Here is a 23,547-nt window from a genome sequence, read left to right as displayed (position 1 = left end):
GATCCTGACTGCTGGACTGAATCAGCGTGTGCGGAATGCACTATATGCTTGGCGCCCAAATGGCGGCTAGCATGCCTTTACTTGTGGCTAACTGCCAGCCTAAAGGGCTGGACGGTTTGCCCTGTCGACTGCATTCGGGTAGCTTTGCGCCACGCGCGATGTGCCCGATTTCTGCACGATTACCGCGATGCTTGCAAACATTGCTCCAGCTGCATGACCGACACTCTGAAGCTTGTCGCGGCTACTCTGGTTCTCGCCTTAACCCATTCAAGGCCCGGATGCGCCACGCGGCAAGTTGCGACGATAAATAAAAAGCAATTTTTGCGACGCGGTACTAAGCTCGCGCCCTTATTCACAGCGCCAAAACAGGTTTTCAATTCATGGCTCAATACGTCTTCACCATGCATCGGCTGAGCAAGGTTGTTCCGCCGAAGCGGGAAATCCTGAAAAACATCTCCCTTTCCTTCTTTCCGGGCGCCAAAATTGGTGTCCTCGGCCTCAACGGCTCGGGTAAATCCACGCTGCTGAAGATCATGGCCGGCGTCGATACCGAGTTCGACGGCGAAGCGCGCCCGATGCCGGAGCTGAACATCGGCTACCTGCCTCAGGAGCCGCAGCTGGACCCGAGCAAGACCGTGCGTGAAGTGGTCGAGGAAGCGGTCAGCGTGATCAAGGACGCCCAGGCGCGTCTGGACGAGGTTTATGCGGCCTACGCCGAGCCGGATGCCGATTTCGACAAGCTCGCTGCCGAGCAGGCCAAGCTCGAAGCCATCTTGCAGGCCAGCGATGGCCATAACCTTGAGCGCCAGCTTGAGGTTGCGGCCGATGCGCTGCGCCTGCCGGCCTGGGACGCCAAGGTCGAACATCTCTCAGGTGGTGAAAAGCGTCGTGTGGCCCTGTGCCGCCTGCTGCTGTCCGCGCCGGACATGCTGCTGCTCGACGAACCAACCAACCACCTGGATGCCGATTCGGTCGCCTGGCTCGAACACTTCCTGCACGACTTCCCGGGCACCGTGGTTGCGATCACGCACGACCGTTACTTCCTGGATAACGTCGCGGGCTGGATTCTGGAACTCGACCGCGGCGCCGGTATTCCTTACGAGGGCAACTATTCTGGCTGGCTCGAAGCCAAGTCCGATCGTCTGGCTCAGGAATCCAAGCAGCAGTCGGCTCACGAAAAAGCCATGAAGGAAGAGCTGGAGTGGGTGCGTAAAGGCGCCAAGGCTCGTCAGTCGAAATCCAAGGCCCGTCTGCAACGCTTCGAAGAAATGCAATCGCAGGAATTCCAGAAGCGCAGTGAAACCAACGAGATCTACATTCCGGCCGGCCCGCGCCTGGGTGACAAGGTCATCGAATTCAAGAATGTCTCCAAGGGTTACGGCGACCGCGTGCTGATCGACAACCTGTCGTTCGCCATGCCCAAGGGCGCCATTGTCGGCGTGATCGGTGGTAACGGTGCCGGTAAGTCGACCCTGTTCCGCATGCTGATGGGCAAGGAGCAACCGGATTCAGGCTCCATCGAGATCGGTGAAACCGTGCAACTGGCCTGCGTCGATCAGAGCCGTGACGACCTGGACGGCAGCAAGACCGTGTTCGCGCAGATTTCCGACGGCTCCGATCAGATCAAGATCGGCAACTACGAGATCCCTTCGCGTACCTACGTCGGCCGTTTCAACTTCAAGGGCGGCGATCAGCAGAAGTTCGTGAAGGATTTGTCCGGTGGTGAGCGCGGCCGTCTTCATCTGGCGCTGACGTTGAAGGAGGGCGGTAACGTCCTGCTGCTCGACGAACCGTCAAACGACCTCGACGTCGAAACCCTGCGTTCCCTGGAAGAAGCCCTGCTGGACTTCCCTGGCGCCGCCATTGTGATCTCTCACGATCGGTGGTTCCTGGACCGTGTGGCGACTCATATCCTGGCGTACGAAGACGATTCGCAGGCCGTGTTCTTCGAAGGCAATTACACCGAGTACGAAGCCGATCGCAAGAAGCGCCTTGGCGATGCCGCTGCCCAGCCGCACCGCGTGCGTCATAAGAAACTGGCCTGATTCAGGTCGGCGTCACGAGAAACGGAGCCTTCGGGCTCCGTTTCTATGAGCGTTGAAAGATGAGGGTTGTCAGAAGCCTGCCTCGGTTCTATGGGAGCGAATTCATTCGCGATACGGTTAGCCAGGCGGCGAGTCTTCATCGTCTGTACGGGCTTTTCGCGAATGAATGCGCTCCCACTGGGACGTCATCCGCCTTTAAACATGCGGTGTACTTTATCCAGCGTGCCGCGCCGTTCAAACATCCGCCTCAATCTGCACAACCTCGATCATCTGATCCCCCGCCGGGCGTTTCCAGATCACTTCATCGCCCACTTGCGTGCCCAACAGCGCCTTGCCCAATGGCGATGCCCAGTTGATCAACTGGCTCGCCGCATCTGCCTGATCTTCTCCCACCAACTGCACGCGCTGCTGGTGATCCTCTTCATCGGCGAAGGTCACCCAACTGCCGATCTGCACTTTTTCGGTGGAAATGGCTGGCGTCACCACCTGCGCGCTTTGCAGGCGCTGATTGAAGTAACGCAGGTCGCGCTCGATATCGGCCAGCCGTTGTTTATCCTGGCCTTCGCCGAGTGCGGACTGTTCACTGTGCTGCGCCTGCAACGCGGCGACGTGCGCTTGCAATTGAGCAAGGCCACTGGCAGTGACGTAATTGGGTTGTGCGCTGACCTGCCGCTCCACCGGCTGGCTGGCCTGCGCGGCGGCGCTGTCTTCGTTGACGAAGGCCCGACTCATGGCGTGCTCCTGTTCATGACGTATAAAAGTTGGGCCATGTGGGCATTCCATAAGTTTCCGCGAATGCTGACAGCGACTCAGGTCTCAGTGTGAGCGATAGGCTTTCGCTGCATCCTGGGTCTTGCGTTGTTCCCACGCCCGGTCACGATCATTCCAGATGCTGTCTCTGCCCTGATCCTGAACATTGCGGTTTGCCAGTTGACCCTGGCATTGCCGGAACCCGTCGCTCCAGCCCTGCGCATAAATCGTGTCGCGCAGGTAACGCTGCACATCTTTCTTGTATTGCCCCTTCATGACATCGATGGACTGTCGGCCGCTGCCGCAACCATCCTGAAATCCATCCGCGAATGCCGGTGGGTAACCTTCGGCCAACAACTGGTCGTGGGTAGACTGACATCCGGCGACGACTAAACAACACCACAGCACCGCCCAACGTGCGTTCATTTCCGTTTCCCTCGACTTATGTAAAAAGTCTAGAAGCGGATACGTGAGTTATTTGTAAAAGCGGCGTAAGAAATCCATTAACCGATGCCCGGTCGCGTGTAATTAGTTCCCGATTTCCGCTTGCCGGCGGCCTTCCCTGAAAAATCTTTTAGTAATTTTTATCTAGACGGCCTGAGAAGATTCAAGGTTGGTAAACTGCCCGGGTGCGCAAATAGCCGCGCTGCGCGAAACAGCATAGGAAGATTAATGAACCTTAGAACGATCCTGATTCTTGGCGCCCTCAGCGCATTCGGCCCCATGGCCATCGACTTTTATCTACCCGGCTTTCCTGCAATGGCGCTGGCATTCGGCACCGACGAGAAACACGTGCAGATGACCCTGGCTTCCTATTTTCTCGGGCTGAGCATCGGACAGCTTGTGTACGGCCCGATTGCAGACAGGTTTGGCCGGCGCGGCCCACTGTTGTTCGGTGTAGGACTATTCACTCTCGCATCCCTGGCCTGCGCATTTGTGCCAAGTCTGGAATGGCTGATCGTGGCGCGCTTCGTTCAGGCATTGGGTGGTTGTGCAGGGATGGTCCTGTCCCGGGCGATCGTCAGCGACAAGTGCTCGCCTGTGGATTCGGCAAAAGTGTTCTCGCAATTGATGCTGGTCATGGGCCTGGCGCCCATCCTTGCACCGATGCTTGGCGGGCTGCTGGTGAATGTGTACGGCTGGCAGGCGATTTTCATGACACTGACCCTGTTCAGCGCGCTCACGGCAATGGCTGTCGCTCTAGGGTTGCCCGAAAGCATGCCAGCCGGACATCCGCGGCTGCCGCTCTCCGGCGCCCTGGGTTCGTACTGGGCATTGCTCCGCGACAGGATTTTCCTCGGCCATGCGTTAACGGGCGGCATCGCCATTGCCGGGATGTTCGCCTACATCGCCGGTTCGCCGTTCGTATTCATCAAGCTCTACGGTGTGCCTGCCGAACACTACGGTTGGCTGTTCGGTACCAACGCGGCGGGCTTCATCCTGGCGGCGCAGATCAATGCTCGGCTGGTCGGCCGCTTTGGTCCGGCGTGGATATTGTCCCGCACCGTGTGGTTGTATCTGAGTGCCGCGGTCGTGCTCCTCGCGATTGCCTCCCTGCACACTGAAAAGTTATGGCCGCTGCTGATTCCGCTGTTCATCTACATCGCGAGTCTGGGCTGCATCATTCCCAACGCTTCGGCCTGTGCGATGGCCGGGCAGGGCAAACGGGCCGGCAGTGCGTCGGCGTTGCTGGGCTGCCTGCAATTTAGCGTGGCTGCGGGCGCTGCCGCTCTGGTCGGCGTACTCCACGACGGCACGGCGGTGCCCATGGCCACTGTCATCACCCTCTGCGGCGTGCTGACGGCGGCATTGGCGACGGTTACCCGACGTGCGCAGAACAAACGTGATGCTTTGATTCCGCATACAGACGTGCGTATCTGATTGGTTCGGCGGCGCACTTTGCGTCGCCGTATTTTCCCGTCGAGAAGTTGATCGCTGTCATTGTCTTGTATTCAAACCTGTCTGGGCTTGTTCAATATGCGGAAGAATCAAACATAGGTGTTGTTGTTTACTACCTAAAATAGAGAAATTTCTTACATCTGTTTTTTGAGCGCTGAAACCGACAGTTTTTTTCTTGCTATAAGCCTCTCGTCAAGGAGAGTGCGGGGGATGTTTTTCTTGAGAGTTTTTGGAGTATTTGCTGTAGGCATTTACTCTGTTGATTTCGCGCGAAGCGCAGGTTTAACCGCGTCCGGGCCTTGTTGTTGGCGTGGTTCGGATCATATTCAGTTATTACTCGACAAAAAAAGCAGGAGAACCTTTGCTCGAAGTTTTGTCGGCGAGGCTGACAAACTTCCTCATCAGCTACTGTCAGGTCAATTCTCGATAGTGATGCAGCGCTTATACTATGCCACCACTATGGATCCGATTTAATGACAAGACGTTGAAACTGTCTTGCCGCGCAAGCGAGTCTGTATTGCCTCGCGACTTCAGTTACCTGGAGTAACCAGGAAGTGATGTAGATCAAGACCAGCATTTGCTCATGGCAACAATGTTGGCTGCACCGTATGTGGCGACCTGCTCATCGTTAGACGAATGTTTCAACAGGGAGTGAAAACATGGAACACGCACCTTGCATCAGTCAGATTGCCGCACTGCTGGCGGATCCTAAACGCAGCGCGATGATGTGGGCCTTGATGGATGGGGCCTCTCGGGCGGCGGATGAACTGGCCCTGCTGGTGGGGTTGTCCACCTCTTCGGCGGGCTCGCATCTGGCGCGGCTGGCTTCCGGGGGATTGCTCAGACTGGGAACCCGCGGCAAGAAGCGTTTTTTCAGACTGGCGGCGCCGGAGGTCGGCACGGCGGTGCAGGCACTGGCCAGTGCTTCGATGATCAGCGCGGAAGTCATCAGCCGCAGCCTCGCACAGCCTTTGCCGCCGCTGCCATTACGCCGCGCAAGCGTCTGTTCCGATCACCTGGGCGGGGAGTTGGCGACGGAGCTGTATCAGCGGATGTTGGGCGCTGGCTGGATCGAACAATGCGATCAGCGCCTGGAAGTCACCAGCGTCGGTATTTCCCGGTTTGCCGAGCGCGGCATTTTCGTCCCGGCGCTGGCCCACCGGCAGCGTGAAACCGTTTGCGCCTGTGTCGACTGTAGCGACGTCAATCCACATCTGGGCGGGGCACTGGGGGCAGGACTGCTGCAATTGTTCATGCAACTGGGATGGCTGCGGGCCACGGAAGAGGCTAGCACCCTGCAGGTGTCTTCCAATGGGCAGCGGGAGATCAACAAGATCGCGTCGGCGGCGTGAGGCTGATTGGAGAGTGACGCGCGGCGGGATTATCTGATGATCCAGGGGCATGAGCCTGACCTGTGGAAGCGGGCTTGCTCGCTCCCACAGGGATCAACACGAAAACCGGAATCCTGGACTTATGGCTTCACCAATCGCGCATCCAGGCTGTTCTGGGCCAGACGTTTTGCCTGATCCTGAGTCATCCCCAGATGCTCATGCAACGCATGGAAATTCTCGGTCACATAGCCGCCGAAATACGCCGGGTCGTCGGAATTGACAGTGACCTTCACCCCACGTTCGAGCATGTCGAGGATGTTGTGTTGGCCCATGTGATCGAACACGCAGAGTTTGGTGTTGGACAGCGGGCAAACGGTCAACGGGATCTGTTCGTCGATGATGCGCTGCATCAGCCGCTCGTCTTCGATGGCACGAACCCCGTGGTCGATGCGTTGAATCTTCAGCAGGTCCAGCGCTTCCCAGATGTACTCGGGTGGGCCTTCTTCGCCTGCATGGGCCACCGTCAGGAAGCCTTCGGCCCGGGCTCGATCAAACACGCGCTGGAACTTGCTCGGCGGGTGCCCCATCTCCGAACTGTCCAGACCGACTGCGACGAAGGTGTCACGGTATGGCAGGGCCATGTCCAGTGTCTTTTGCGCTTCCTCTTCGCTCAGATGACGCAGGAAACTGAGGATCAGGCCGCTACCGATACCCAACTGTTCCTTGCCATCCTTCAAGGCTTTGGAGATGCCATTGAGGACGACTTCGAACGCAATGCCGCGATCGGTATGGGTCTGGGGATCGAAGAACGGCTCGGTGTGAATCACGTTTTGCGCCTTGCAGCGCTGCAGGTAGGCCCAGGTCAGGTCGTAGAAGTCCTGCTCGGTGCGCAACACGTCGGCACCTTGGTAATAGAGGTCGAGAAATTCCTGCAGATTGTTGAAGGCGTAGGCCTTGCGCAAGCTTTCGACGTCCGTCCATGGCAGGGCGATCTTGTTGCGTTCGGCCAGGGCGAACAGCAATTCAGGCTCCAGCGAGCCCTCCAGATGCAGGTGCAGTTCGGCCTTGGGCAGGGCGTTCAACCAGTCGTACATGTGCTTTTCTCATCAGATGCAATGGCGGGCATTCTACAGAGTCATGCGCGTCGGCTGTTTAAAAACCTGACCGAAAGGTTCAGACCCCGGTTTCCTGTTCTGTATGCACACTGTCTGTGCAGGGACGCGCTTTCCCACAATAGCGTTGTGTCAGGTCTGATGCTTTTTCGGCATCACAACCGGGGCAAGCGCGCTCCTGCAATATTCCGAGACCGTGAAAATGCTTACTTCGGCAAATCCGCTTTCACACCCTCGACGTAATAATTCATCGAAGCCAGTTCTGCGTTGCTCGCCACGCTGCCAGCCGGAATCTTCAACGCGCCGGTCTGATCCTTGATCGGGCCCGTGAACGGGTGCAACGTGCCGCTTTCGATATCCGCGATGATCTTCTGCGCTTCACCCTTCACGTCCGCAGGCACCAGATCGCTGATTGGCAACTGAACCGTGCCTTCCTTCAGGCCGCCCCAGTAATCCTGGGATTTCCAGGTGCCGTCGATGACCGACTGAGTCGCCTCGATGTAATGCGGCCCCCAGTTGTTGACGATGGAAGTCAGCACCGCTTTGGGACCGAAATGCGCCATGTCCGAGGCGTAGCCGACGGCATAGACGCCACGGCGCTCAGCCGCTTGAATCGGCGCGGGGCTGTCAGTGTGCTGGAAGATGACGTCGACACCCTGGTCGATCAGCGCATTGGCAGCGTCCGATTCCTTGCCCGGGTCAAACCAGGAATTGACCCAGACCACCTTGATCTCGGTGCCTGGGTTGTATTTGTTCAGGGCCAGCTGGATCGCGTTGATGTCGCGCAATACTTCTGGAATGGGAAACGAGGCGACATAGCCGATCTTCTTGGTTTTGGTCATCTTCGCCGCGAGGAATCCGCCCACGTAGCGGCCTTCATAGGTGCGGGCCATGTAGGTGCCCATGTTCTTGTCCTGCTTGTAGCCGGTCGCGTGTTCGAAGGTCACTTTCGGGAATTGCTTGGCGACCTTCAGCGTCGGGTTCATATAGCCAAACGAGGTGGTGAACACCAGATCGTAGCCGCTCTTGGCCATATTGCGGACGACCCGCTCGGCATCAGCGCCTTCCGGTACGTTTTCGACAAAACTGGTGGTGACCTTGTCGCCTAGGGCCTTGGCCATGGCTTGACGGCCTAACTCGTGTTGATAGGTCCATCCGTGATCGCCAATCGGGCCGATGTAGACAAAGCCGACTTTCAATGGATCAGCGGCAACAGCCATCAGACTTGAACTCAGGCCAACGACAGCGGCCATGGCGCACAGCAGTTTTTTCAGCGGACGACGTGAGTGAAGGGTGGAAAGCATGCAGGTCGAGCTCCTTTGGTCTTGTGGGCCGGGCCGTCTGGGCGGGGCGTTCGACTCAATGCAAAAAGCTGACCAATAAGACAGGTCTTGGGTCGAGGCCGGATTTAGCGCTCGAACGGATGCAGGAAGCGTTTTGCATGATCACAGAAGGTGCTCAGTCCGTAGCGAACGCCGTGTACTGGTGCAGGGTGTCGCCATCTTCAGTCGACTCATGACCCTGTGGCAGCGAATTCATTCGCGATGCGGTAATACAGCCGATGGATACGTGTCGGATGTACCGCTGCATTGCGAATGAACTCGCTCCATTTGGGGCGCGTGGCAATACATCGCAGGCTTGTCTTGAAACCTTTATTTACAACAAGCACTCTCAACGCCTTGAGTAGTTATCACTTCATGGACGTGCGGCATCGGTCGCAAGGATAAAAGGCAGCGATGGGCACGATTCTCAAGCAAGAAAAATTTCTCCTGTTGGCGGTGATCGCGACTTGCTTCGCCTACCCGTTCGAGCATCAGTTGCTCAGCCACGGCCATACCGTCGCGTTGATCGCCGGAGTCGTCCTGGTGGCGTTCATCGTTTGCGCCTCGATGCGCGTTGCGCACCACGCCGAACTGCTCGCCGAAAAGGTCGGCGATCCCTACGGCACCATGATCTTGACCCTGTCGGCGGTGCTGGTCGAAGTCGTGATCCTGGCAATCATGATGAGTAACGAGCCGTCACCCACCCTGGTGCGCGACACCATTTATTCGGCGGTCATGCTGGATATCAACGGCATTCTCGGACTGGCCGCGTTAATGGGCGGCCTCAAGCATGGCGAGCAGTCCTATAACGATGATTCTGCGCGCTCCTATAGCGTGATGATTCTGACAGCGATGGCCGTGTCGATGGTCGTGCCCGAGTTCATTCCCGAATCGAACTGGAAGCTTTACTCGGCGTTCACCATTGGCGCGATGATCTTGCTGTATGGGCTGTTTTTGCGCATGCAGGTGGGGCCGCACAGTTACTTTTTCAGCTACAGCTACCCCGACAAGAAACGGCGCAAGGACCAGCCCGAGCACGCAGCGAAAGAGGTGAGACTGTCGCTGTCCATCGGCATCCTGGTATTCGGCGTAGTGATCATCGGCGCGCTGGCCGAAGTCATGTCCAAGACCGTGGACCTCGGGCTGGAAGGCAGCGGCGCTCCGCCGGTGATGACTGCGATTCTGGTCGCCGCGATTTCCGCTGCGCCTGAAATTCTCACGGCATTGCGCGCTGCGCTTGCCAACCGTATGCAGTCGGTGGTGAACATCGCGTTGGGCGCCTCGTTGTCCACCGTGATTCTGACCGTCCCGGTGATGGAAGCAATGGCGTTGTACACCGGCCAGCCCTTCCAGATGGCAATGACGCCGGTGCAAACGGTGATGATCTTCGTCACCCTGCTGGTCAGCGCCATCAATCTCAACGACGGCGAGACCAATGCCATTGAAGGCATGACCCACTTCGTACTGTTCGCGACATTCGTGATGTTGTCGTTGATGGGGCTGTGACCTGTAGCCTTGCTGTTACCGCGAGCAGGGCTTTCAACCTCTGATCAACTCCGCCGCCGCGTGCCGGTGATCAGCAATCAGGCCCTTCAGATCCAGCCCCTCCACTTGACCATCAACCACCCGCCATTTGCCGCCAATCATCACGCGATCGGCCCGATCGGCCCCGCACAGCAGCAGCGCCGACAAAGGATCGTGACTGCCTGAAAAGCGCAGCTCGTCGAGTTTGAACAGCGCCAGATCCGCCTGTTTACCCACGGCCAACTCACCGATGTCGCTTCTGCCCAACAACCTCGCCGAGCCGCGTGTCGCCCAGCCCAGCACCAATTCCGGAGTGATTTTCTCGGCGCCATAACGCAGCCGCTGTAGATACAGCGCCTGTTTGGCCTCCAGGATCATGTTCGACGCATCGTTGGATGCCGAACCGTCCACGCCCAGTCCAATCGGCGCACCGACTGCGGTCAGATCCAGTGTCGGGCAGATGCCCGATGCCAGACGCATGTTCGAACTCGGGCAATGACAGATCCCCGTTGCCGCTTCGCCCAATCGCGCGATTTCCTGTTCATTGAAATGAATGCCATGGGCCAGCCAGGTGCGCGGTCCGAGCCAGCCAACACTGTCCAGATAATCCACTGTGCGCAGACCGAATCGTTGCAAGCAGAAGTCTTCTTCATCCAGTGTTTCAGCCAGATGCGTATGCAGCCGAACATCGAGCTTTTCTGCCAGCGCCGCGCTTTCGGCCATGATCTCGGTGGTCACCGAAAATGGCGAGCAGGGCGCCAGCGCAATCTGAATCTGCGCGCCATCGCCACGTTCGTGATAACGCTCGATCAAACGCTGACTGTCTTCCAGAATCACCTGCCCCTGCTGAACCGTCTGCTGCGGCGGAAGCCCGCCATCGGCCTCACCCAGACTCATCGAACCGCGCGTCAACATCGCGCGCATGCCCAGTGCGCGAACACTCTCGACTTGAACATCGATGGCGTTTTCCAGCCCATCTGGAAATAGATAATGATGATCCGCCGCGGTTGTGCAACCGGACAACAGCAGCTCGGTCAGCGCGACCTTGGTCGCCAGCGCCAGCTTTGCCGGAGTCAGACGCGCCCATACCGGATAGAGCGTCTTCAGCCACGGAAACAGCGGTTGATTGACCACCGGCGCCCAAGCTCGGGTCAGGGTTTGATAGAAGTGGTGATGGGTGTTGATCAGGCCCGGCAGCAGCACGTGCTCGCGGGCATCGAAGACCTGGTCGCAGGGTTGCGCGGGCGACTGACCTGCAGCGAGCAGTTCGACGATCACGCCATTTTCGACCACCAGTCCGCCTCGGGCATCAAGATCGTTGGCAGTGAACACAGCAAGGGGGTTTTTCAACCAGATACGGATCGCAGGCATTGGCCGGCTCCTCTGAAAGTGGGTTCAGGTAGCCAGCTCAGTTTTGCCCTGTCTGCTGATCCAGGGTCGCCGCGAGCATGAAGGTGTCGCGAGGCGAGGGAGGGGAGTTTAGGGGCGGGGCGGCACTCGGATCAAGTGTCGCCTCGAAACCTGTGGGAGTGAGCTTGCTCACCAAGGGGCCGTACTCGCACATCAGATGTGCTGCTGAAGGTCATTCTTCGTGAGCCAGCTCATCCCGCAGTAACAGGGTTCTTACCAAGGGATCGTTTCGCCCTTGTAGTTCACAAAATGATGCCCACCCTCACCGGCGAATCGCTCGAGCTGTTCGACGATACCGCGCACGCTGGTCTCGACATCGATGTCGGCGCCTTCCCCGCCCATTGCCGTGCGAACCCAGCCCGGGTGCATCGACAGCACGGTGGGTTTGTTGTCGGTCAATTGGCTGACGAAGGTATTGGTCATCGAATTGAGGGCTGCCTTGCTGGCCTTGTACAACGCCATTTCCGGCGCGTCGGGCATGGTGACGCTGCCGAGAACCGAACTCATGAAGGCAATGATGCCGGTGCTGGGCCGAATCTGGCCGACGAAACGTTTAGCCAGGCGAACGGGTGCAACGGCGTTGGTCAGGAATAATTGGCCAAGCTCGCCAGCCGTGGCGTCGGTTGGGTTGTCGTGCAGGGGGCCCATGATCCCCGCGTTGACGAACAGCAGGTCATACACCTGACCCTTGAGGTTGAGCGCCAGGACTTCCAGGGAGGATTGCTCGTCCATGTCCAGCGTTTGAACATGCACACCGGGAATGGCTTTCAATTCATCGGCCTTGTGCGCATCGCGAACGGTGGCGGTGACTTCCCAGCCTTGTTCGGTCAGGCGTTTTACCAGCCCGAGACCCAGGCCGCGGGAGGCGCCGATGATCAGCGCGGTTTTGTTGGCAGGCATGAATGTCACTCCTCGAAGAACGAAATGAAGCAGCGTTAGCAGGGTTGACCGCGCTTGATCCCAGGAATTTGTTTTTCCGGCGCAACGGTCATCCGCTGCCGACCATCAGTGCCCCGACTGCCAGGGTTGCCCGAGCGAAACCGGTGCATACAGTCGAGTGCGCAATGCATTGCGCGACAGTAACACCAGCACCACGATTGTCGCGACGTAAGGCAGCATTGCCAACAAGCTCGAAGGGACCGCAAGACCGACGCCCTGTGCGACCAGATACAAAATGCTGGCGAAGCCGAAAAGATAAGCGCCCAGCAGCAGTCGCCATACCCGCCAGCTGGCGAAAACCACAAGGGCCAAAGCGATCCAGCCTCTGCCCGCGCTCATGTTCTCCGCCCACATCGGCGTATACGCCAGCGATAGATAAGCGCCGGCGAGTCCGGCCATCGCCCCTCCGAACAGCACGGCCAAAGTGCGCACGAACAACACTGGAAGCCCCATCGCACTCGCTGCGTTGGGGTTTTCTCCTACAGCCTGAACGACCAATCCCACACGGGTTTTCAGAAGAGTCCATGCCACCACGGCGAACAGGACGAATGAGAGATAGACCAGGATGTCTTGTGCGAAGAGCATCCGGCCTATCAGTGGAATCTCGCTCAGCCAGGGGATCGCGATCGCTTCAAACCCGGTCAGCGGTTTACCTACCCAGGCAGCGCCGACGAAGCTCGACAGACCGACCCCGAAAATCGTCAGCGCCAGTCCGGTCGCCACCTGATTGGCATTGAATACCAGTGCCACCAAAGCGAACAACGACGACAGCAGCATGCCCGCCAGTATCGCCAGCAACACGCCCAGCCAGAGACTGCCGGTGCTGAGGGCGACGATGAAACCGATTACCGCGCCGAATAGCATCATGCCTTCCTGCCCGAGATTCAGAACGCCGCTTTTCTCACAGACCAATTCACCCAGCGCCACCAGCAACAGCGGTGTGCCGCAACGTACGGTGGCGAAAAGAATGTTGCTCAACAGATCGATATCCATCACACGGCTCCTGGCACAGCGGGCATCTGGCGGCGAGCCCAGCGCATTTTCAGGCGCGGGCGGTAAAGAATCAGTACATCGCAGGCCAACAGGAAGAACAGCATCATCCCCTGAAACAATTGCGTGATGGCTTGAGGCAAATTGAGGGTCATCTGCGCGCTTTCGCCGCCGAGATACAGCAAGGCCATCAGCAGGCTCGAGAACAGAATGCCCAATGGATTCAGCCGTCCCAGAAACGCCACGGTAATTGCCGCATAGCCATAACCGGGCGAAACCTGCGGCACCAGTTGGCCAAGCGGGCCGGTCACCTCACAGACGCCAGCCAACCCCGCCAGCCCACCGCTGATCAACAGCGCCAACCAAATCAGACCTTTCTCACGAAAGCCAACGAATCCGGCTGCACGTTTGTCCAAGCCGAGGACCTTGATCTGAAAGCCGACGAAGCTGCGTTGCAACAAGACCCAAACCGCTACCAAGGCCAGCAACGCGAAATACACCCCGGCATGCACGCGGCCGTCTTCGGTCAGCAATGGCAGTCGGCTGGCATCGCCGAACATAGCGGACTCAGGAAAGTTCATGCCTGCGGGATCTTTCAGCGGACCGTGTACGAAATACAGCAACAGATTCAGGGCGATGTAATTGAGCATGATGCTGGTGAGGATTTCATTGGCATTGAAATGCGTGCGCAGCCAGGCGGTCAGACCTGCCCACCCGGCCCCGGCCACCACCCCGACCAACAGGATCAGCGCCAGTACCCAGCGGCTCTCGATGTCGATGACATTGACCGCGACCGCACCGCCTGCCAACGCGCCAATCAGCAATTGGCCTTCGGCTCCGATGTTCCAGATCCGTGCCTGAAAGGCCACGGCCAGACCCAGCGCGCATAGCAGAATTGGCAGCGTCTTGATCATCAATTCCGACACGCCGTACATATCGCTCACCGGCGCGATTAGCAGCGTATGCAAGGTCAGCAACGGATCGAGCCCCAGCCCGATAAACAGCAGCGAGCCCGACACCAGAGTCAGCACGGCTGCGAGCAGCGGGGAAAACCACAACATGGCGCGCGATTCCTGCCCGCGCGGTTCCAGTGAAAGCAACATCGCCATCTCCGTTATTTGAGTCGTTGAGTCCGGCCGTCAGATCAGCGTGGCGTCGGATTGAGAGGAAGTGGTATCGAACTGACCGGCCATCCAGCCACCGACCTGCACCTGGCTGGTCTGCGCGGTTGGTACCAGCGCTGAAAGGCGACCACCAGACAAGGCCGCCACGCGATCACTGATCTGAAACAGCTCGTCAAGGTCTTCGGAAATCACCAGAATCCCCGCGCCTGCGTCACGCAGGGCAATCAGCGCGCGATGAATGGCAGCCGCAGCACCGACGTCCACGCCCCAGGTTGGGTGGGCGGCGACCAGCAGCTTGGGGTTTTGCAGGATTTCGCGACCAAGTATGAATTTCTGCAGATTACCGCCCGACAGGCTGCGGGCTGCGGTCTGGGCGTTCGGGGTTTTCACGGCGAACCGCTGGATGATGGTTTCGGCCAGCGCTTGAACCTTGCTGCGCTGGATCAGCCCCTTGCTCACCAGCCCATGCTGAAATGCCGTCAACAGCGCGTTATCCGCCAGGCTCATTTCCGGCACCGCGCCATGACCCAGGCGCTCGGCTGGCACAAAGGCCAAACCTAGCCGGCGTCTGGCGTCCGGGCGCAGATGGGCGACGGCCTGATCGGCAAAACGGATACGTTGGGCGTCGGATCTGCGCAGGGTTTGTTCGCCGCTGAGCAGGGCCAGCAATTCGTCCTGGCCATTGCCCGCGACCCCGGCGATACCGACGATCTCGCCGCTGCGCACCTCAAGCTCCAGATCGATCAGCGAGCAACCGAATGGATCGGGGTTGCGCCATGACAGCTTGTCAACCTGCAGAAAAGGCGCCGCGCCGGTCGCCTTGGGGTATTGCGCGACCAGCCCTTCAGCATCCCCGACCATCAGGCGTGCCAGTTGCAGATCGCTGCATTGGGCCGGAATGCAATGTCCCGAAACCTTGCCACCGCGAAGCACCGTGGCGCTGTGACAAAGCGCGCGTACCTCGCCCAATTTGTGGCTGATGAATAGAATGCTGCAGCCTTCATCCGCCAGGCGGCGCAGGGTGACGAACAGATCATCGGCCTCTTGTGGCGTCAGCACTGACGTTGGCTCGTCGAGAATCAGCAGGCGAATGTCCTGCATCAGGCAGCGAATGATCTCGACCTTCTGCCGCTCGCCGATGGACAGGCTGTGCACCAACCGCTGGGGTTCAAGCGCCATCCCATAGCGTTGCGATACTTCGCGAATCTTCGGTTCCAGCCGTTTCGGGGTACCCGCGGCTGCTCCCATGGCCAATGCGATGTTTTGCGCGACGGTCAGGGTTTCAAACAGCGAAAAGTGCTGAAACACCATGCCGATACCCAGTTCCCGCGCCTGGGCCGGGTTGCGCATGGCCAGTGGCTTGCCCTGCCAGATGATCTGACCTGCATCGGGCTGCACCACGCCATAAATGATCTTCATCAGTGTGCTCTTGCCCGCGCCGTTCTCGCCGAGCAAGGCATGAATTTCGCCCGGCTCGATGCTCAGATCGATGGCATCGTTGGCAAGACACCCTGGGTATCGCTTGGTGATGTGGCGTAGTTGCAGGCGGGCTTGCTTCGTTGAATGGTGCATGACGGGCTCGGTGAAAAATGGATCGCCCTTGCACATAGCAATTTCTTGGCCAGCTGGTCAGGTTTTTCGTTGCATCCGAGGTTAGCTGTCACAGCGGCCGTGTCAGCGCGGCTTGCCGACGATGGCGCTGTTGAGATCGTCCGTCACAAAACCGCGTTGATGCTTCGAAAACGCTCAACACCGGTGAAGGCCAAGCCTCAACGGCACTGATTAAGTGCGGTTATTTTTTGCGCGTTTCAATTTGGTTCAATTTTTTTGGATGAAAAATGACCAAAAGCCGGCGGGCGCGATATCCCCGGCGCTTTGGACAGCCTTGCACGTGTTATCCACAGGTTGCTCCACAGTTAATGTGCGCAAGCCCGAATTCACGACATAAGCACCTTCGGGCTAGGAGCAACTTGCGATAAGCCGGCCTAAGCCGCTGTTTTTCGTCGCCTTTATGCAGTGGATAAGTAAATTGATCAAAAAACGATCAGACGGCTCAAGCCCATACGGTTCAAGGCCTGCAGGCGAATATGCTCAGCTTGTCCACAGGCAGGTGCACAGTAGGTGTGGGCAACCTGTCCTAGCAGGTGGGGCCACACGGCCGCTCATCAAATGGTCTTTCGGGATTGCAGCACGATACGACCGCGACTGATATCGGAGAGCTGGCGCTGGAAGGTTTCGATCTGGTCCGGCGCCAGAGCGACTAACAGCTCTACGCCAACGGCAGTGAACGTCTCGTCTTGAACCAGACCGTTCAACTCGCCTAGACGCAGCTTCACCAGTGCCAACTCGTTGAAGCTGCACTCGAAATTCAGCGAAACGCGGTTAACCAGCAGCAAGCGTTCAGCCTGTTGCAGGCATTTGTTCGCACCACCGCCATAGGCTCGGGCCAAGCCACCCGTGCCCAGCTGGATGCCGCCATACCAACGAATCACCAGCACCACGACCTGATCGCAATCCTGTGCCTCGATGGCGGCGAGAATCGGGCGGCCCGCGGTGCCACCCGGTTCGCCATCGTCGGTGCTGCGGTATTGCGCGCCCAGCTTCCAGGCCCAGCAGTTGTGCGTGGCGTTGAGATCGCTGTTCCGCTCGATGAACGCCTGGGCGTCGGCGGGGTTGCTGATGGGGGCGGCGAGGGTGATGAAGCGACTCTTGCGAATCTCTTCACGAAATTCACAAGGGCCGACGAGAGTAAAAGGCATGACGATTCCAGCTGAAAATCAGATTTTTCGTACGTTCAGATCGGAGGCGTCAGCCCGCAACCCTTGAGAATAATGCGAATCAGATTATCGCCCGCTTCCTCCATGTCCTGCTTGGTGAGGCGTGTGCGGCCGGTTACTTGGCAGATTTGCGTGGCGAAGTCGGCGTAATGCTGAGTGCTGCCCCACAGCAGGAAGATCAGGTGCACAGGGTCGACCGGGTCCATCTTTCCTGCATTGATCCAGCCCTGGAATACCGAGGCACGTCCCTGAAACCACGTCCGGTAATCCTGGCTGAAATACTCGTTCAGGCATTCGCCGCCGCTGATGATTTCCATCGCGAAAATACGCGAGGCCTGCGGCTGGCGCCGGGAGAATTCCATTTTTGCGCGGATATACTGGGTCAGCGCCTGGGCCGGATCATCTTCGACCTTCAGGTTATTGAACGTGCTGTCCCACAGCTGAATGATGTTGCTCAAGACTGCAATGTACAGCCCGAGTTTATTGGTGAAGTAATAGTGCAGGTTGGCTTTGGGCAGTCCGGCATTCTGCGCGATGGTGTTCATGCTGGTGCCTTTGAACCCGTGACGAGCGAATTCGTCCTCGGCAGCCTTCATGATCGTTTCTTCATTCTTCTGGCGAATACGGCTTGGCGGTTTGGTAGCGCTGACGCTGTGAGCAGGGACTTCAAGGGTCATGTGCGGTTCCGGACGGATCATTGGCTGCGACGGGGTGAACAGATAACGCACCCGCGACGATCCGACAAGCGTTGGCAGCGCAATTAGTGCTCAAGGGCCTGTCTTTCATGCTTCTTTCCAGCAATGGCCTCGTTGCCTTCCGGCAGGAGCAGGCTCATCAAGATCGCCGTCAAGCCACCGCTGGTAATTGCCGAGTCGAACAGGTTCTGCACCAGTTGCGGCAAATGGTGCAACAAGGTGGGTTGCGCGGCGATGCCCAGTCCCACCCCGAAGGACGTGGCGATGATCAACATGCTGCGGCGATCCAGCGGCGACTGAGCCAGGATGCGAACCCCCGCTGCGGCGACGCTGCCGAACATCACCAGAGTCGCGCCACCGAGAACCGGTTTGGGAATCTGCTGAAGAATCGCACCGATCACCGGGAAAAGTCCGAGCAAAAACAGGATCGCTCCGATGTAGAGCCCAACGTATCGACTGGCCACTCCGGTCAGTTGAATCACGCCATTGTTTTGCGCGAACGTGGTGTTGGGGAAGGCGCTGAACGTGGCGGCAATCATGCAGCTGACACCATCGCCCAGCACGCCGCCCTTGAGGCGCGCGATGTAGCTGGGGCCTTTGATCGGCTCACGGGACAACATGCAATTGGCGGTCAGATCGCCAACAGTTTCGATGCTGCTGATCAGATAAATCAGCGCGACCGGCAGGAAAGCCGCCCAATCGAAGTTGAAACCAAAGCGGAAGGGCACAGGAACGCTGATCAATGCGACATCGCTGATTGAGTGCGGAACAAGCTTGCCGCTGAACCATGCTGCAATACTGCCGACGGCCAGGCCGATGATGATGGCTGAAAGGCGCACCGAGGGAGTGTTCGAGCGGTTCAGCAGGATGATCACGAGCAGCACGAATATGCCGAGCGCCAGATTGATCGGCTCGCCGAAGTCAGGGGCATTGAAGCCGCCACCCAGGTCGGTGACGCCCACCTTAATCAGACTGACGCCGATCAGGATGATGACGATACCCGTCACCAGCGGCGTAATCACGCGGCGCAATTGACCGATGAAACGACTGAGGACGATCTGCACGATGGCGCCAAAAAAGCACACGCCAAAGACCATCGCCATGATGTCCTCGGGGCTGCCGCCACGCTGCTTGACCATGAAACCGGCCGAGAGCACTGCGCCCAGAAACGCGAAGCTGGTGCCTTGCAGGCAGATCATTCCCGCACCTATGCCAAATGGACGACGAGCCTGGATGAAAGTACCTACACCAGAAACCATCAATGCCATGCTGATCAGGTACGGCAGATAGGCACCCAGCCCCAACGCCGAACCGATGATCAGCGGCGGGGTGATAATCCCCACGAATGCCGCGAGTACATGCTGAACGGCTGCCAGAATGGCTGGCGCGGGTTTGGGTCGGTCGTTGAGGCCGTAGATCAGGTCGTTGGTGTCTGGCGCTTCAGGCTGCATGCTGGACTCTCGGTTTTGTGTTTGGCCAAGTCGGTGAGCCTGCAACCCTTCGAAAACCCCATTGATTATGTAGGAGTAGCTTGCTCGCGAGGGACTTTCAGACGCTGGAAATAAACGGGGCTGGACGCCGCCCTGAAATATCTCACCGACATTAGTCATTACTGCAAAAACCTGTCCAACTGATCAGCTAGCCGTATTGATTTCAGATTTATTTTCTTAAATATCAGATGGTTAAAATATTTATCCGGTCGCTCGACGTAGTGCAATTCCATCTTCATTGATGCCTGAAAGCCTCACCGTGTAGCAGCCAGACTCTCGAGAAAGCTCTCCAGCACCAAATGGGGGCGACGGCCCTTGCGGGTGACGGTAACCAAGCTCAGATCATAAAAACGTGCTTGAGGCTTCAAGGCGCGCAATCGGCCCTGCTGCACCCAGAACGTCGCGTAATGGTCCGGTAGATAACCTATATAGCGTCCTGTCAGAATCAGGAATGCCATGCCTTCTCGGTCCGATGCACTGGCCGTGCACTTGAGCGCCTGATAGTGAGCCTGAATCTCGGCAGGCAGCCGGAAGGTGGGGGCAATCGCCTCTTGGTCCGCCAGCCGCTCATCGCCCAATTGAGCATCGTCGACGTAAAACAGCGGATGGCCGACCGCGCAATACAACAGAGACCGTTCACTGTAGAGCGCTTGATATTCCAGACCCGACAAGGCGCTCGCCTGCGGAACGACGCCTACGTGCAAACTGCCGTCGAGCACGCCTTGTTCGACTTCATTGGGCGCGACCATGCGGATATTGATGTGTACATCGGGGCCGCGCTCTTTCAAATGCGAGAGCGCGTGAGTGATGCGCATGTGGGGGAGCGTAACCAGGTTGTCGGTCAGGCCGATATTCAATTCACCGCGTAAATGTCGATGAAGGCCGTTCACTTCTGTGCGAAAACTTTCCAGAGCGCTCAGCAGCTGTAGCGATGACTGATAAACCTCGCGGCCTTCTTCTGTAAGAGAGAAGCCCGCTCGGCCACGCTGGCAGAGGCGTAATCCCAAGCGCTGCTCCAGATCACTCATCTGCTGGCTGATCGCCGAGCGACCGATGCCCAGCGCACTTTCCGCTGCAGAGAACCCTCCCGATTCGACTACGCTTCGAAAGATACGCAAAAGCCTGATATCAAAGTCGCTGACTTGCGCCAAGGGATCGGAACGGCGTGTACTCATTGTTTAGTAGCCCACCAACTAAAGATCTTAAAAGCAGGATTTTAGCGACTTTATGCCCGTGGCAACGTAGCTGCAACACGGCCCTGCTTCATGACCCTCTTCCCGGCGAATAGAAGACAGGCCACCCACGTACTTGTGAGGTTAATTCCAATGAACATGCCCGAACCGTCCGATATGTCTCTGGCCAGTCAGCTAAAGCTTGATGCGCACTGGATGCCCTACACCGCGAACCGCAATTTCCAGCGCGATCCGCGACTGATCGTGGCGGCAGAGGGTAGTTATCTGACAGACGACAAGGGCCGCAAGATCTACGATGGCCTTTCCGGTCTGTGGACCTGTGGTGCCGGGCATACCCGCAAGGAGATTCAGGAAGCTGTCGCCAAACAGCTGGGCACTTTGGACTATTCGCCAGCGTTCCAGTTTGGCCATCCGCTGTCCTTTCAATTGGCCGAGAAAATTACCGACCTGACACCGGGCAACCTGAATCATGTGTTCTATACCGACTCCGGGTCCGAGTGCGCCGATACCGCGGTGAAAATGGTGCGTGCCTACTGGCGCCTGAAAGGCCAGGCGACCAAGACCAAGATGATCGGTCGTGCGCGGGGATATCACGGGGTGAATATCGCGGGCACCAGCCTGGGTGGCGTCAACGGCAACCGCAAAATGTTCGGTCAGTTGATGGATGTCGATCATCTGCCTCACACCTTGCTGGCCAGCAATGCCTATTCCCGTGGCATGCCGGAGCAGGGCGGCATTACGCTGGCCGATGAGATGCTCAAGCTGATCGAGTTGCATGATGCGTCGAACATCGCAGCAGTGATTGTCGAGCCGATGGCGGGCTCTGCAGGTGTGATCGTTCCGCCGCAGGGTTACCTCAAGCGTCTGCGCGAAATCTGCGATCAGCACAACATCCTGCTGATTTTCGACGAAGTGATCACAGGATTTGGTCGTACTGGCTCGATGTTCGGTGCTGACAGTTTCGGTGTGACGCCTGACCTGATGTGCGTCGCCAAGCAAGTCACCAATGGCGCGATTCCGATGGGAGCGGTGATTGCCAGCAGCGAGATCTATCAGACGTTCATGAATCAGCCGACCCCTGAATACGCGGTGGAGTTTCCCCACGGCTACACCTATTCGGCGCACCCGGTTGCGTGCGCGGCCGGTCTAGCGGCATTGGACATCCTCAAACGCGAGAATCTGGTGCAGCAAGTGGCGGAAACCGCGCCGCATTTCGAGAACTCGCTCCATGGGTTAAAAGGCAGTAAGAACGTCATCGACATCCGTAACTTCGGTCTCGCCGGCGCCATTCAGATCGCCGCCCGCGACGGCGACGCCATCGTTCGCCCATTCGAAGCAGCGATGAAATTGTGGAAAGCCGGTTTCTACGTCCGCTTCGGCGGCGACACTCTGCAGTTTGGGCCGACCTTCAACAGCAGGCCGCAGGATCTGGATCGCATGTTCGATGCGGTGGGCGAAGCGCTCAATCAGATCGACTGATTCGTTACTTATGTATCAGCAGGCGTACTGGAGTGCGCCTGCGGGCAATCTTTTTTCGGAGTTACGCATGAGCACCATTCAACACCTGATCCACGGCGAACTGGTCAACGATAGCGGCCGTACGGCTGACGTATTCAACCCGTCCACGGGGCAGGCCATTCACAAGGTTCCTCTGGCCAGCCGCGAAACCGTACAGCAGGCCATCGATTCGGCCAAAGCTGCGTTCCCGGCCTGGCGTAACACGCCGCCAGCCAAGCGCGCGCAAGTGATGTTCCGCTTTAAGCAACTACTGGAGCAAAACGAGGCGCGCATTGCGCAGTTGATCAGTGAAGAACACGGCAAGACGCTGGAGGACGCCGCCGGTGAATTGAAACGCGGTATCGAGAACGTCGAATACGCCAGCGCCGCTCCGGAAATCCTCAAGGGTGAATACAGCCGTAATGTCGGTCCGAACATCGACGCCTGGTCTGACTTCCAACCGTTGGGCGTGGTGGCGGGTATTACCCCGTTCAATTTTCCAGCGATGGTGCCGCTGTGGATGTACCCGTTGGCGATCGCTTGCGGTAACTGCTTCATCCTCAAGCCGTCCGAGCGTGATCCGAGTTCAACGCTGCTGATCGCACAACTGCTGCACGAGGCTGGTCTGCCGAAGGGCGTGCTGAACGTAGTGCACGGCGACAAGGCGGCGGTTGATGCGCTGATCGAAGCGCCGGAAGTGAAGGCGTTGAGTTTCGTCGGCTCAACGCCGATCGCCGAGTACATCTATAAAGAGGCTACCGCGCGCGGTAAGCGTGTGCAGGCGCTGGGCGGTGCGAAGAATCACGCGGTGTTGATGCCGGATGCGGATCTGGATAACGCGGTCAGTGCACTAATGGGCGCCGCGTACGGTTCGTGCGGCGAGCGTTGCATGGCCATTTCGGTGGCGGTGTGTGTTGGCGATCAGGTTGCCGATGCGTTGATCGCCAAGCTGGTTCCGCAAATCAAGGAGCTGAAAATTGGCGCGGGTACATCCTGCGGTTTGGATATGGGGCCTTTGGTCACCGGTCAGCATCGGGACAAAGTCAGTGGCTATATAGAAGATGGTGTGGCGTCAGGTGCGAAGCTGGTTGTCGACGGACGTGGCCTGACTGTCGCGGGGCATGAAGACGGATTCTTCCTGGGCGGGTGTCTGTTCGATCAGGTCACCCCCGAGATGCGTATCTATAAAGAAGAGATCTTCGGACCGGTGCTGTGCATCGTGCGTGTGAACAGCCTTGAGCAAGCCATGCAGCTGATCAACGATCACGAATATGGTAATGGCACCTGCATCTTCACCCGTGACGGTGAAGCTGCGCGGCTGTTCTGTGATGAGATCGAAGTCGGTATGGTTGGTGTTAACGTCCCGCTGCCGGTGCCGGTTGCCTATCACAGCTTCGGCGGTTGGAAGCGTTCGCTGTTTGGCGACCTGCATGCTTATGGTCCCGATGG

Annotated in this window: 19 protein-coding genes; 6 read left to right on the top strand and 13 right to left on the bottom strand. The window is 58.1% G+C overall.

Annotated elements, in window-relative coordinates; genetic code table 11:
- Window positions 1–380 precede the first annotated feature (380 nt).
- Window positions 381–2,045, top strand: coding sequence for an energy-dependent translational throttle protein EttA (gene ettA / locus ACRER8_RS09750; RefSeq protein WP_431746121.1), 1,665 nt, complete (start codon window positions 381–383; stop codon window positions 2,043–2,045).
- Window positions 2,046–2,279: 234 nt separating this feature from the next.
- Here the strand turns inward: ettA and ACRER8_RS09745 are convergent, their stop codons facing one another.
- Together ACRER8_RS09745 and ACRER8_RS09740 are read right to left on the bottom strand one after the other, a co-directional pair.
- The gene (locus tag ACRER8_RS09745) at window positions 2,280–2,777 is read right to left on the bottom strand and encodes a GreA/GreB family elongation factor (RefSeq protein WP_431746120.1); all 498 of its coding nucleotides are present in this window, start codon (window positions 2,775–2,777) and stop codon (window positions 2,280–2,282) included.
- Window positions 2,778–2,861: 84 nt separating this feature from the next.
- Window positions 2,862–3,221 (bottom strand): hypothetical protein, encoded by a 360-nt coding sequence (locus ACRER8_RS09740; RefSeq protein WP_431746119.1) that lies wholly within the window; start codon window positions 3,219–3,221, stop codon window positions 2,862–2,864.
- A 246-nt stretch (window positions 3,222–3,467) separates the two neighbouring features.
- On the opposite strand from ACRER8_RS09740, the gene ACRER8_RS09735 reads away from it, so the two are divergent.
- Together ACRER8_RS09735 and ACRER8_RS09730 are read left to right on the top strand one after the other, a co-directional pair.
- Window positions 3,468–4,676: a multidrug effflux MFS transporter gene (locus ACRER8_RS09735; RefSeq protein ID WP_431746118.1), complete on the top strand. Its 1,209-nt coding sequence runs from the start codon at window positions 3,468–3,470 to the stop codon at window positions 4,674–4,676.
- 677 nt (window positions 4,677–5,353) lie between these two features.
- A complete protein-coding gene (locus tag ACRER8_RS09730) occupies window positions 5,354–6,046 on the top strand; it encodes an ArsR/SmtB family transcription factor (protein ID WP_431746117.1) in 693 nt (230 codons plus the stop codon).
- Between the two features lie 119 nt (window positions 6,047–6,165).
- Here ACRER8_RS09730 and ACRER8_RS09725 read toward each other — a convergent pair whose 3' ends face one another.
- Together ACRER8_RS09725 and ACRER8_RS09720 are read right to left on the bottom strand one after the other, a co-directional pair.
- Window positions 6,166–7,119 carry an adenosine deaminase gene (locus ACRER8_RS09725; protein ID WP_431746116.1) on the bottom strand — a complete coding sequence of 318 codons (954 nt, stop codon included), beginning with the start codon at window positions 7,117–7,119 and terminating at the stop codon, window positions 6,166–6,168.
- A gap of 224 nt (window positions 7,120–7,343) precedes the next feature.
- Entirely contained in the window at window positions 7,344–8,441 is a 1,098-nt protein-coding gene (locus ACRER8_RS09720) for a BMP family ABC transporter substrate-binding protein (RefSeq protein WP_431746115.1), read from the bottom strand.
- A gap of 432 nt (window positions 8,442–8,873) precedes the next feature.
- Between ACRER8_RS09720 and ACRER8_RS09715 the strand changes: the two genes are divergently transcribed.
- Entirely contained in the window at window positions 8,874–9,965 is a 1,092-nt protein-coding gene (locus ACRER8_RS09715; protein WP_431746114.1) for a calcium:proton antiporter, read from the top strand.
- Window positions 9,966–9,998: 33 nt separating this feature from the next.
- Here ACRER8_RS09715 and ACRER8_RS09710 read toward each other — a convergent pair whose 3' ends face one another.
- The 9 genes from ACRER8_RS09710 to ACRER8_RS09670 form a co-directional block, all read right to left on the bottom strand.
- On the bottom strand, window positions 9,999–11,354 hold the full coding sequence (locus ACRER8_RS09710) for an 8-oxoguanine deaminase (protein WP_431746113.1): 1,356 nt from the start codon (window positions 11,352–11,354) through the stop codon (window positions 9,999–10,001).
- Window positions 11,355–11,606: 252 nt separating this feature from the next.
- The gene (locus tag ACRER8_RS09705) at window positions 11,607–12,293 is read right to left on the bottom strand and encodes an SDR family oxidoreductase (protein ID WP_431746112.1); all 687 of its coding nucleotides are present in this window, start codon (window positions 12,291–12,293) and stop codon (window positions 11,607–11,609) included.
- A 105-nt stretch (window positions 12,294–12,398) separates the two neighbouring features.
- The gene (locus ACRER8_RS09700; RefSeq protein WP_431746111.1) at window positions 12,399–13,325 is read right to left on the bottom strand and encodes an ABC transporter permease; all 927 of its coding nucleotides are present in this window, start codon (window positions 13,323–13,325) and stop codon (window positions 12,399–12,401) included.
- Window positions 13,325–14,425 carry an ABC transporter permease gene (locus tag ACRER8_RS09695; protein ID WP_431746110.1) on the bottom strand — a complete coding sequence of 367 codons (1,101 nt, stop codon included), beginning with the start codon at window positions 14,423–14,425 and terminating at the stop codon, window positions 13,325–13,327. Before ACRER8_RS09695 ends, ACRER8_RS09700 begins: the two co-directional genes overlap by 1 nt.
- Before the next feature lie 36 nt (window positions 14,426–14,461).
- Window positions 14,462–16,018, bottom strand: coding sequence for an ABC transporter ATP-binding protein (locus ACRER8_RS09690; protein ID WP_431746109.1), 1,557 nt, complete (start codon window positions 16,016–16,018; stop codon window positions 14,462–14,464).
- Window positions 16,019–16,611: 593 nt separating this feature from the next.
- On the bottom strand, window positions 16,612–17,205 hold the full coding sequence (locus tag ACRER8_RS09685) for an IMPACT family protein (RefSeq protein WP_431746108.1): 594 nt from the start codon (window positions 17,203–17,205) through the stop codon (window positions 16,612–16,614).
- 35 nt (window positions 17,206–17,240) lie between these two features.
- A complete protein-coding gene (locus tag ACRER8_RS09680; RefSeq protein WP_431746107.1) occupies window positions 17,241–17,900 on the bottom strand; it encodes a TetR/AcrR family transcriptional regulator in 660 nt (219 codons plus the stop codon).
- An 83-nt stretch (window positions 17,901–17,983) separates the two neighbouring features.
- Window positions 17,984–19,369 carry a uracil-xanthine permease family protein gene (locus ACRER8_RS09675; protein ID WP_431746106.1) on the bottom strand — a complete coding sequence of 462 codons (1,386 nt, stop codon included), beginning with the start codon at window positions 19,367–19,369 and terminating at the stop codon, window positions 17,984–17,986.
- Window positions 19,370–19,662: 293 nt separating this feature from the next.
- Complete coding sequence (locus ACRER8_RS09670; RefSeq protein ID WP_431746105.1) at window positions 19,663–20,583, bottom strand: LysR family transcriptional regulator; 921 nt, start codon at window positions 20,581–20,583, stop codon at window positions 19,663–19,665.
- Window positions 20,584–20,733: 150 nt separating this feature from the next.
- Here ACRER8_RS09670 and ACRER8_RS09665 point away from each other — a divergent pair, with 150 nt between their 5' ends.
- The gene (locus tag ACRER8_RS09665; protein ID WP_431746104.1) at window positions 20,734–22,080 is read left to right on the top strand and encodes an aspartate aminotransferase family protein; all 1,347 of its coding nucleotides are present in this window, start codon (window positions 20,734–20,736) and stop codon (window positions 22,078–22,080) included.
- Between the two features lie 67 nt (window positions 22,081–22,147).
- Window positions 22,148–23,547 (top strand): CoA-acylating methylmalonate-semialdehyde dehydrogenase (locus ACRER8_RS09660; protein WP_431746103.1); only part of this gene is annotated, 1,400 nt, incomplete at its 3' end.

The organism is Pseudomonas sp., from assembly GCF_050739935.1.
In the GTDB taxonomy this organism is placed as follows: domain Bacteria; phylum Pseudomonadota; class Gammaproteobacteria; order Pseudomonadales; family Pseudomonadaceae; genus Aquipseudomonas.
This window is presented reverse-complemented; position numbering and strand designations above follow the sequence as displayed.